The sequence below is a fragment of the Nocardia sp. 852002-20019_SCH5090214 genome (assembly GCF_001665865.1).
Taxonomy (GTDB): Bacteria; Actinomycetota; Actinomycetes; order Mycobacteriales; family Mycobacteriaceae; genus Nocardia; species Nocardia nova.
Window position 1 is genome coordinate 1 of record NZ_LZMK01000250.1, and the last position, 10,729, is coordinate 10,729.

The following is a 10,729-nucleotide window of genomic DNA, read 5'->3' on the forward strand; positions in this document are numbered from 1 at the left end:
CTGCCAGTCGACGCCGATCAACCCGGCCATACGGTCCTGGAGACCCAGTGGCGCCTGGAACACCCCCACCGCGACCCCGGCTCGCGGCGCACCTACGAGATAGCGCTCAGCCTGGTGGGCGATCCCGACCAGCTGACCGAATCCGGCCTGGCCGCACTCGAGCATCGACTGGTCCTCGGGATCGCCACCACCGCCGACGCCGTCCCCTACACGATTCACGCGCTCCATCGCGACAGTTACGACTTCGACGAGAACCGCGAACGCCTCTGATACCGGCGCTCCCGGCGCCCAGCGCTACTTGCGCGCCGGGAAGTGCCTGATCACGCCTTCCTGCACGACGGTGGCCAGCAGCTCGCCGGCCCGCGAATAGAAGTGACCGGTGGCCAGGCCGCGCGAACCGGCGGCCACCGGTGACTGCGTCGCGTACAGGGCCCAGTCGTCGAAGCGGAACGGACGGTGGAACCAGATCGAATGATTCACCGTGGCGGCCACGATCCGGTCGTGGCCCCACGACAGCCCGTGCGTGGTGATGATCGAATCCAGCACCGTGGTGTCGGACGAATAACCCAGCGTCGCCACGTGGATCAGCGGATCGTCGGGCAGTTCACCGTCGGCCTTCATCCACACGCGATTGTGGTTCAGGGTGCCGCCGGTGCCCTTGAGGATCCAGGCCGGATCGTTGGTGTAGCGCATGTCGATCGGATGCGGTGCCTGCACGAACATCTGCAGTTTGTCCTCGAACCCGGAGAAGGACTCCTCCACCCGGGGCAGGCCGTCCGGATCGGGCACCTGCGGCTGCGGGCTGGCGTGTTCCAGGCCCTTGGCCCAGTCCTGGAACGCCGCCAGCATCACGAACAGTTCCTGATCGTCCTGATACGCCGTGACCGTGCGGTTGGCGAACGCACGTCCGTCCCGATGGCGTTCGACCCGGTATTCGATCGGTTTGCGCACGTCGCCGCCGCGCACGAAATGAGCGTTGACCGCATGCACCGGGCGCCCCGGTCCGACCGTGCGGCCGGCCGCGATGATCGCCTGCGCCACCAGCTGGCCGCCGAAGGTGCGACTCCACACCTTCTCCGGATGGTGACCGAGGAAGGCGTCCTCGCCGATCTCCTCGAGTTCGAGCAGGCCGAGCAGGACGGCGAGATCGCCGCCGCTCTCACGGCCGGTGCCGACCGATTCGCCCAGTGATGCACTCACCTCAGTGGTCCTCCTCGCCGATGCGATGCACGTGGATCAGGTTCGTGGAGCCGACGGTACCCGGCGGGGAGCCGGCCACGATCACCACGAGATCGCCCTTGGCGTAGCGATTCAGCGACAGCAGTTCCTTGTCGACCTGGCCGATCATCTCGTCGGTGGTACCGACCGGCGGGACGATGAAGGTTTCCACACCCCAGGTCAGCGCCAGCTGGCTGCGGACCTCCGGCAGCGGGGTGAACGCCAGCAGCGGCAGCGTGGTGTGCAGGCGGGCCAGCCGGCGCACGGTGTCGCCGGACTGGGTGAAGGCCACCAGCGCCTTGGCGTTGAGCCGCTCGCCGATATCGCGGGCCGCGTAGGAGATCACGCCGCGCTTGGTCCGCGGGACGTGGGTCAGCGGCGGCACCCGGGTCGAGGATTCCGATTCCACGGCGTGCACGATGCGCGCCATCGTCCGCACCGTCTCGATCGGATACTGGCCGACCGAGGTCTCGCCGGAGAGCATGACCGCGTCGGCGCCGTCGAGCACCGCGTTGGCGACATCGGAGGCCTCGGCGCGGGTCGGGCGGGAGTTGCCGATCATCGACTCCAGCATCTGGGTGGCGACGATGACGGGTTTGGCGTTCTCCCTTGCCATCTGGATCGAGCGCTTCTGCACCAGCGGCACCTGCTCGAGCGGCAGTTCGACGCCGAGGTCGCCGCGAGCCACCATGATCGCGTCGAAGGCGAGCACGATCGCCTCGAGATTGTCGATGGCTTCGGGCTTTTCGAGTTTGCCGATCACCGGCACCCGGCGGCCGACGCGATCCATGATGTCGTGGACCAGCTCGACGTCCGACGGCGACCGCACGAACGACAGGGCGATGAAGTCCACACCGAGCCGCAGGGCGAATTCCAGATCCTCGATGTCCTTCTCGGACAACGCCGGAACGGAAACGTCCATACCCGGCAGCGAGACGCCCTTGTTGTTGGAGACCGGGCCGCCCTCGGTGACGCGGCACACCACGTCGTTGCCCTCGACGCGGACCACGGTCAGCCCGACCTTGCCGTCGTCGACGAGCAGCCGGTCACCGGCCTTGGCGTCCTCGGACAGCTGCTTGTAGGTGGTGGAGACGCGATCGTGGGTGCCTTCCACGTCGTCGACCGTGATCCGCACCTCCTCGCCCGTCGCCCACACGGTGCGGCCCTCGATGAACCGGCCCAAGCGGATCTTCGGCCCCTGCAGGTCGGCCAGGATGCCGACCGCACGACCCATCTGCTCGGCGGCGTGCCGCACCTTGTGATAGTTCTCGGCGTGATCGGCGTGTTCTCCGTGACTGAAATTCAACCGGGCCACGTCCATGCCACTGTCGACAAGTTCACGGATCCGGTCCTCGGTGGCGGTGGCCGGCCCGAGGGTGCACACAATCTTTGTCCGTCGCATCACGAGCCGAGCCTAGTCCTGCCGCCGCAGTGGCGCTGATCGGCACTCCCGCCACTGTCAATCGACGAAAATATGACGCACATCACATATTCGACCGGCATGGTCGTCACTCCTGCAAGGGACGGTTGTACGGATCGCGAACCTTGCCGGTCAGGATCAAAATCGCGTCGATGAACGGCCAGATTCCGCCCAGACCGCAGGTGAACAGCGTGACCAGGAGCTGGGCGACGCCGATGCCGGTGTAGCCGAGATAGAACCGGCCGATCCCGAGGCCACCGACGAACAGTTGCAGCAGCCCGGCGGTCAGCTTCGATTTGTCCGAGAACGGTTCGCCGTACATGTTGCGCCCGTACGGCGCCTCCGGGTCCATGCCGTAGGGCGCGGGCGGGTAGCCGGGGCCCGGGGCGTACGGCTGGGCGTACGGGTCTGCGGGCTGGCCGTAGGGCTGGCTGTAGCCGGCCGGCCCGTAGGGGCCCGGTTGCCCGGCTCCGTAGGGGCCGGATTGGCCGTAGCCGCCCGGATTTCCCGGCCCGGTACCCGGAGCCCCGTACTGCGGGCCGTAGCCGGGCTGCGGCTGATAGGGGTCGGTCACGAAGTCCTCCTGATTCGAGCGGTCGGCCCGCTCAGCTCTTGTCCGCCTTCTTCCGGCCCGGCTTACCCGACTCGCCCTCGGCCCGCTGCTCACTGTTCCCGGCGGTGGTGACACCGGCCGCATCCTTGTCATCGGCGGGCGGATCCAGTTCGTTGCCGGTCGCCTCGGTACCGGTCGTCACCGAATCGGACGGGCCGGCGGTGGACTCGTCCGATTCGCCGGATGCGGAGGTGGCGGGCGCGGATTCGGATTCGGCAGCTTTCTCCTCTTTCGCGTCTTCGTCCGATTTCTCGCCGGCGGCGGATTCGCCGGCCGAGGCGGCAGGTGCGCTCTCGGCGGCGGCTTCCTGTCCGGCGGCGCCGTACCGACGCAACGCACCCCACTGCCACGGCCAGGGGCGCTCACCGCCGGAGGCGAGCTGGGCGGCGGTCTCGCGACCCTTGGTGGCGAGGGCGAAATACGCCAGCGCGCAGAGGAATACGATCGCCGAGGTGTAGGAGTTGACCCGGATGCCGAAGATGTGGGTGGCCTCGTCGTCGCGCAGCAGCTCGACCCAGAAGCGGCCGAAGGTGTAGATCGCCACGTACAGGGCGAACAAGCGACCGTGGCCGATCCGCCAGCGTTTGTCGACCATCACCAGCACCAGAACGCCGAGCAGATTCCAGATCAGCTCGTAGAGGAAGGTCGGCTGCACGATCTTCTCCACCACGCCGGTGGAAACGCCGTTCATCATGTCCAGCCGGCCGTCGGAATCGAACCGCAGATAGATCTCGAGGCCCCACGGCAGATCGGTCTTGCGGCCGTAGAGTTCCTGATTGAAGTAGTTGCCCAGGCGGCCGATGGCCTGCGCGAGCAGAATCGCCGGGGCGATGGCATCGCCGAAGGCGGGCAACGGAATTCGATACACCCGGCAGCCGATCCAGGCGCCGACACCGCCGAGCAGCACGGCACCCCAGATGCCGAGACCGCCCTCCCAGATCTTCAGCGCGTTGATCGGATGCCCGCCGGCGCCGAAGTACTTCTCCCAGTCGGTGGCCACGTGATAGAGCCGGCCGCCGACGAGTCCGAACGGCACCGCGAACATCGCCACGTCGAGCACCTTGCCCTGCTCGCCGCCGCGCTCGCGCCAGCGCCGCTCACCCCACCAGATCGCGACGATGATGCCGATGATGATGCAGATCGCATAGGCGCGCAGCGGGAACGGCCCCACATCCCATACGCCTCGCGGCGGACTGGGAATATAGGCCAGTATTGCCCCACCGTGCACATCGACGCCGTCTGCCAGGACTGGAAAAGTCACGGGCCCCACCGTAACGGAGGGGGCGCGCGCCGCCCAGTTCGCGTCTCCGATCAGCTGGCGACAGTCGCCGAACGCACGCCCTCGGCCAGTTCCGCGGTGAGCTTGCGGACCTGGTCCAGTCCCTGTCCCGCGGCCGTGACCAGCGCCGAGCCGACGATCACTCCGTCGGCGTAGGAAGCGATTTCGGCCGCCTGCGCACCGTTGCGCACGCCGAGGCCGACACCGACCGGGATATCGGAGTGGGCACGCACCCGCGCGCACAGTTCCGGCGCGGCGGAGGACACCGCGTCGCGGGCGCCGGTGACGCCCATGGTGGAGGCGGCGTAGAGGAATCCGCTACTGGCCTCGATGGTCTTGACCAGGCGCTCCTCGGTGGAGGAGGGAGCAACCAGGAAGATACGGTCCAGATCGTGGGCGCGGGAGGCCTCGAACCACTCCCCCGCCTCCTCGGGAATCAGGTTGGGGGTGATCAGCCCGAGACCGCCGGCCGCGGCGAGATCGCGGGAGAAACGATCGACGCCGTATTGCAGCACCGGATTCCAGTAGGTCATCACCACGGCATTGCCCCCGGCGGCGGTGATCGCCTCGACGACACCGAAGACGTCCCGCACCCGCACGCCGCCGCGCAGGGCCTGCTCGGTGGCGGCCTGGATGGTGGGGCCGTCCATCACCGGATCGGAATAGGCGATACCGACTTCGATGATGTCGCAACCGGATTCGACCATCGCGGTGCACACGTCGATGGATCCGGCCAGGTCCGGATAGCCCGCGGGCAGATATCCGATCAGCGCGGCGCGGCCCTCGCCGCGGCTGGCCGCGAAGGTCGATTCCAGACGGCTCACGAGCGATTCTCCTCCGTGGCGGCAGCGTCGTCGAACAGGCCGAACCAGCGCGCCGCGGTATCCATGTCCTTGTCGCCGCGTCCGGACAGATTCACCAGAATGATTGCGCCGGAACCCAATTCACGGCCCAGCTGCAACGCGCCGGCCACCGCGTGCGCCGATTCGATGGCCGGGATGATGCCCTCGGTGCGCGAGAGCAGCAGCAGCGCGTCCATCGCCTCGGTATCGGTGATCGGCCGGTACTCGGCGCGGCCGATGTCCTTCAGGTAGGCGTGTTCGGGGCCGACGCCGGGATAGTCCAGACCGGCGGAGATGGAATGCGATTCGATGGTCTGGCCGTCCTCGTCCTGCAGCAGGTACGAGTAGGCGCCCTGGAACGCTCCCGGCCGGCCGCCGGCGAAAGTCGCCGCGTGCCTGCCGGTTTCGACGCCGTCGCCGGCCGCCTCGTAGCCGATCAGCCGCACGCCCTCGTCGTCGAGGAACGGGTGGAAGATGCCGATCGCGTTCGATCCACCGCCCACGCACGCCACGACGGCATCGGGCAGCCGGCCGGTCTGCGCCTGCACCTGCACCCGCGCCTCGAGGCCGACGACGCGCTGGAAATCGCGCACCATCAGCGGGAACGGATGCGGGCCCGCCGCGGTGCCGAAGCAGTAGTAGGTTTCCGACGCGTTGGTGACCCAGTCGCGCAGCGCCTCGTTGATCGCGTCCTTCAACGTCTGCGAGCCGGTGGTCACCGAGACCACCTCGGCGCCGAGCAGCCGCATCCGCGCGACGTTGAGCGCCTGGCGCGCGGTGTCGACCGCGCCCATGTAGATCACGCATTCGAGGCCGAGCAGCGCACAGGCGGTGGCCGTCGCGACACCGTGCTGACCGGCGCCGGTTTCGGCGATCACCCGGGTCTTGCCCATCCGCTGGGCGAGCAGCGCCTGGCCCAGCACATTGTTGATCTTGTGCGAGCCGGTGTGGTTCAGATCCTCGCGCTTGAGCAGGATGCGAGCGCCGCCGGCGTGTTCGGAGAGCCGCTTGCATTCGAAGACCGGCGAGGGCCGGCCCGCGTAATCGCGCTGCAGCCGGTCGAGTTCGGCCAAGAAATCGGGATCCAGGCGGGACTTGTCGTATTCGGCGGTGACCTCTTCGATCACCGCCATCAACGCCTCGGGCACGTGCCGGCCGCCGTAGACGCCGAAGTGGCCGCCGAGATCCGGTTCGTGGCTGCGGTGGGTGACGCCCTCGCTGGCCTGGGGCAGCGGCTCGTGCACGCCGGTCATCGGGTGACACCCCGCCGCAGCGGACGCGGGCAGGACGGATGGGTACCCGCGGTCACCAGCTCGGAGACGGCGGCACGCGGATCGCCGCTGGTCACGAGGCTCTCGCCGACCAGAACCGCGTCGGCGCCGGCACCGGCGTAGGCGAGCAGGTCGGCGGTGCCGCTGACGCCGGATTCGGCGACCCGGATGACCTCGGTGGGCAGTCCGGGCGCGATGCGGGCGAAGACGTCGCGATCGACCTCGAGGGTCTTCAGGTTGCGGGCGTTCACGCCGATGACCGAGGCGCCGGCGGTCAGTGCCCGGTCGGCTTCCTCCTCGGTGTGCACCTCGACCAGCGCGGTCATGCCCAGCGATTCGGTGCGATCGATCAGCGAGGCCAGCACGTCCTGTTCCAGGGCGGCCACGATCAGCAGGATCACGTCCGCGCCGTGGGCGCGCGCCTCGTGGATCTGGTACGGGCCGACGACGAAGTCCTTGCGCAGGATCGGCACGTCGACGACCGCGCGGACCGCGTCCAGATCGTCGAGCGAGCCGTGGAAGCGGCGGCCCTCGGTGAGCACGCTGATGATGCGCGCGCCACCGTCCTCGTAGGACTTCGCCAGGCTGGCCGGGTCCGGGATGTCGGCGAGCTCACCCTTCGAGGGGCTGGCGCGCTTGACCTCGGCGATGACTCCGATCCCGTCCGCGTGCAGAGCGGCCAGCGCATCGCGCGGCGAGGGTGCCGCGGCGGCGGCCTTCTTGACGGCCTGGAAATCCAGGAGGGCTTCCCGAGCGGCCACATCCGCACGGACCCCGTCGAGAATCGAGTCGAGTACCGTCATCTGGCTCGAATCCTTTCTGGGGAGACGGACTTGCTACCTGAGAATCCCCCCAGGTGCTGTCTCACCGATGCTGATAAAGAGTAAATGGAAGGGTAAGCCGAGCCGACGGCGGGGTGTGACGCCTGCCGCCCGGCGTGGCGTGGTAGGGCGCTCATCGGCCCGGCTCGTCGTCGGTCGGGTCGGCGCCCGCATCGAGCGCGTCCCACAGCACGCGCTGCGAGAGTTCGCCCGACTCCGGTTCCGGGGTGTGCGGCGAGGACTTCGGCGTCGCCGTCCGCGGTGCGTCGGTGGCCGCGGCGGCCGATTCCGGATCACCCGTGCGGCGCAATTCGGCGACCTGTTCGGCGGCCGCGGCCCGGCGGAACACCGGATTGTCGTACTTACCCGACATGCGGGCGGTCGTTTCGGGCATGCGGGCCAGCAGGACTCCGGCGGCGAAGGCCGCGAGCGCACCGACGACGCTGAGTGCGGCCGGGAACGTGGCCGCCGTGGCGGCGTCGACGTGCGCGCGGGCGGGCAGTTCGGCGAGCCGGGCGGCCCGTTCGGCGATCTTGCCGTGCTGGGTCAGCAGCGCCAGGCCGGGCACCGCGGCGACGGCGGCGACCAGCGCCACCACCACCCCGATCAGCCGGCGCAGCCAGCCCTTGGTGGCGAAGACGGCCGCGATCGAGGCCAGCAGCACCAACGCCAGCGGCGTGAGCGCGCCGAACCAGAGGCCGCCGTTGAGATGCTGGGTGCGCGGTTCGGTCAGACCGTCGGAGGACCGCAGGGTCACCCAGGTCATGCGCGAGGCGCCCCACAGCGCGGCCGCGCCGACGGCCAGCAGGAGGACCGGCAGTACCGGGCGGGCGCGTTTGCCGGGCACGCTGTCGGCGCCGCCCGCATCCGTCTCGGGGACATAGCGGTCGGGGTCACCGCCGGGAGGCACCTGCGCGGCGGCGTCGTCGAGGCGGGAGCCGCCATCGGCTTGTCCGGCACCCGACCGGACGGCCTCGCCCTCGGGGCCGCTCTGCATCGGCGCGCGCTGTGCCGCCGAGATGTCGGCATCGGACTGCCGCGGGCGCACTGCCGCATCGGCCGCAGACGCGTCGTTCGCGCCGGGCGCGGGCCTCACCTCCGGCTGGTCCTGCGAATGTCGTTGGGCTGGTTCGGATTCCGGGTTACTCATAGCAGGGTGCCGTCGGGTTCGGAGGTGAAGGTGCGTACGGTGCGGGCGGCCGCGACGGCCTTGAGAACGGCCATCGCCTTGTTGCGCGATTCCTCGTCCTCGTAGTCGGGCTGGGAATCGGCGACGATGCCGGCACCGGCCTGCACATAGGCGATGCCGTCCTTGAGCAGCGCGGTGCGGATCGCGATCGCGGTATCGGCGTCGCCGGCGAAGTCGAGGTAGCCGACGACCCCGGCGTAGACGCCGCGGCGGGTGGGCTCGTTCTCCTCGATCAACTCCATGGCCCGCACCTTGGGCGCACCCGAGAGCGTGCCGGCCGGGAAGCAGGCGCGTACGGCGTCGAGAGCGATGCGACCGGCCGCCAGCCGCCCGGTCACCGTCGACACCAGATGCATCACGTGGCTGTAGCGCTCGATGTGGCGGTATTCGGTGACGCGCACGGTGCCCGGCTCGCACACCCGGCCCAGGTCGTTGCGACCCAGGTCGACGAGCATGAGGTGTTCGGCGTTCTCCTTCTCGTCGGAGAGCAGATCCTTCTCGAGCAGCACATCGTCCTCTTCGGTGGCGCCACGCCACCGGGTGCCGGCGATCGGATGTGTCGTCGCCACACCGTCTTTGACCGTCACCAGCGATTCCGGACTCGATCCGACGATGGAGAAGGCGGTGCCGCCCGCACCGTCGGGAATGTGCATCAGATACATGTACGGGCTCGGATTCGAGGCGCGCAGCATCCGGTACACATCGCGCGGTTCGCCGTCGAAGTCCATCTCGAACCGCTGCGACAACACCACCTGGAACGCCTCGCCGGCCTCGATCTCGCCGACCAGCCGCCGCACGCCCGCACCGAAGTCCTCGCTGGTGCGGCGGCGGATGTAGTCCGGCTCGGGACGGTCGAAGACGGACACGGTCGATTCGGCGGGTGCGGCCAGCGCCGCGGTCATCCGGTCGAGCCGGGCGACGGCGTCGTCGTAGGCCTCGTCGACACGCTCGTCGGTGCCGTTCCAGTTCACCGCGTTGGCGATCAGGGTGATGGCGCCCTCGTGATGGTCGAAGGCGGCCAGATCCGCGGCCAGCAGCAGCACCATCTCCGGGACCCGCAGATCGTCGGCGGTCAGTTCCGGCAGGCGTTCGATACGACGCACGATGTCGTAGCCCAGATAGCCGACCAGCCCACCGGTCAGCGGCGGCAGGCCGGGCAGGCGCTCGGTGCGCAGCAGTTCCAGGGTGTCGTGCAGCGCCTCCAGCGGATCGCCGCCGGCCGGGGCGTCGGCGGGAGTGGCGCCCAACCAGGCCGCCTGGCCGTCGACGACCGTCAGCGCGGTGGGGCTGCCGGCGCCGATGAACGACCAGCGCGACCACGAACGACCGTTCTCGGCCGACTCCAGCAGGAAGGTGCCCGGCCGGTCCGCGGCCAGCTTCCGATAGGCGGACAGCGGGGTTTCCGAATCCGCCAGCACCTTGCGCGTCACCGGCACCACCCGGTGCGCGGCCGCGAGCACGCGGAACTGGTCCCGAGTGGTGGTGGTTGCGGTTTCCGGACGGTCGAATGCGGCGCCGTGCATATCGCTCATCATTCCAGTCGGCCGCAACCGAGATTTCCTGGCCCCGCCGCGACCCCCGCGATCCGCGGCGGGTACCGGGCGACCGTGCCGCCCGGTACCCTCGCGACTGTGAAAAAAGGCCAGCGCGCACCCGGGTTCGAACTTCCCGATCAGACCGGCACCGTCCGGTCGCTCGATGCGTTGCTGGCCGACGGGCCGTTGACGCTGTTCTTCTTCCCCGCCGCCAATACTCCCGTGTGCACCGCCGAGGCCTGCCATTTCCGTGATCTGACAAGCGAATTCGCGGCCCTGGGCGCGAGTTGCGCGGGAATCAGCACCGATTCGGTCGACACCCAAGCCGGTTTCGCGCAGGCGCAGACCCTCGGCTATCCGCTGCTGTCCGATCGCGACGGCGCGGTGGCGGAACGGTTCGGCGTCAAGCGTTCCGGGGCGATCGGCGGTCTGCTCGGCAACTTCCTGCCGGTGAAGCGGCAGACCTTCGTGATCGACACCGACCGCACAGTACTCGCGGTGATCTCGGGCGAACTGCGCGCGAACGTCCACGCCGACGCCG

11 protein-coding genes are annotated in these 10,729 nt (G+C 69.2%); 2 read left to right on the forward strand and 9 right to left on the reverse strand.

Annotation, left to right across the window (positions count from 1 at the left end):
- Nucleotides 1–270 (forward strand): hypothetical protein (locus tag A5780_RS41110; protein ID WP_064909205.1); only part of this gene is annotated, 270 nt, incomplete at its 5' end.
- Between the two features lie 24 nt (nucleotides 271–294).
- Here A5780_RS41110 and A5780_RS19545 read toward each other — a convergent pair.
- The 9 genes from A5780_RS19545 to A5780_RS19585 all read right to left on the reverse strand — a co-directional run bounded on the left by A5780_RS19545 (nucleotide 295) and on the right by A5780_RS19585 (nucleotide 10,188).
- Nucleotides 295–1,200 carry an acyl-CoA thioesterase II gene (locus tag A5780_RS19545; RefSeq protein WP_064909206.1) on the reverse strand — a complete coding sequence of 302 codons (906 nt, stop codon included), beginning with the start codon at nucleotides 1,198–1,200 and terminating at the stop codon, nucleotides 295–297.
- Between the two features lies 1 nt (nucleotide 1,201).
- Nucleotides 1,202–2,623: a pyruvate kinase gene (gene pyk / locus A5780_RS19550; RefSeq protein WP_082856921.1), complete on the reverse strand. Its 1,422-nt coding sequence runs from the start codon at nucleotides 2,621–2,623 to the stop codon at nucleotides 1,202–1,204.
- A gap of 103 nt (nucleotides 2,624–2,726) precedes the next feature.
- Nucleotides 2,727–3,212 (reverse strand): TM2 domain-containing protein, encoded by a 486-nt coding sequence (locus A5780_RS19555; RefSeq protein ID WP_030514629.1) that lies wholly within the window; start codon nucleotides 3,210–3,212, stop codon nucleotides 2,727–2,729.
- Nucleotides 3,213–3,243: 31 nt separating this feature from the next.
- Nucleotides 3,244–4,464: a prolipoprotein diacylglyceryl transferase gene (gene lgt, locus A5780_RS19560; protein ID WP_082976575.1), complete on the reverse strand. Its 1,221-nt coding sequence runs from the start codon at nucleotides 4,462–4,464 to the stop codon at nucleotides 3,244–3,246.
- Nucleotides 4,465–4,562: 98 nt separating this feature from the next.
- A complete protein-coding gene (gene trpA, locus A5780_RS19565) occupies nucleotides 4,563–5,354 on the reverse strand; it encodes a tryptophan synthase subunit alpha (RefSeq protein WP_064904650.1) in 792 nt (263 codons plus the stop codon).
- The gene (gene trpB, locus A5780_RS19570) at nucleotides 5,351–6,625 is read right to left on the reverse strand and encodes a tryptophan synthase subunit beta (protein ID WP_064904652.1); all 1,275 of its coding nucleotides are present in this window, start codon (nucleotides 6,623–6,625) and stop codon (nucleotides 5,351–5,353) included. Before trpB ends, trpA begins: the two co-directional genes overlap by 4 nt.
- Entirely contained in the window at nucleotides 6,622–7,446 is an 825-nt protein-coding gene (gene trpC / locus A5780_RS19575; protein WP_030514633.1) for an indole-3-glycerol phosphate synthase TrpC, read from the reverse strand. The genes trpB and trpC overlap by 4 nt, the downstream gene beginning before the upstream one ends.
- A 151-nt stretch (nucleotides 7,447–7,597) precedes the next feature.
- Nucleotides 7,598–8,560, reverse strand: coding sequence for a TIGR02234 family membrane protein (locus A5780_RS19580; RefSeq protein ID WP_308248197.1), 963 nt, complete (start codon nucleotides 8,558–8,560; stop codon nucleotides 7,598–7,600).
- A 50-nt stretch (nucleotides 8,561–8,610) separates the two neighbouring features.
- Nucleotides 8,611–10,188 carry an anthranilate synthase component I gene (locus tag A5780_RS19585; RefSeq protein WP_369817545.1) on the reverse strand — a complete coding sequence of 526 codons (1,578 nt, stop codon included), beginning with the start codon at nucleotides 10,186–10,188 and terminating at the stop codon, nucleotides 8,611–8,613.
- 96 nt (nucleotides 10,189–10,284) lie between these two features.
- Here A5780_RS19585 and A5780_RS19590 point away from each other — a divergent pair.
- Nucleotides 10,285–10,729, forward strand: a 445-nt coding sequence (locus A5780_RS19590; RefSeq protein ID WP_064909207.1) for a peroxiredoxin, incomplete at its 3' end; no start/stop codon positions are given.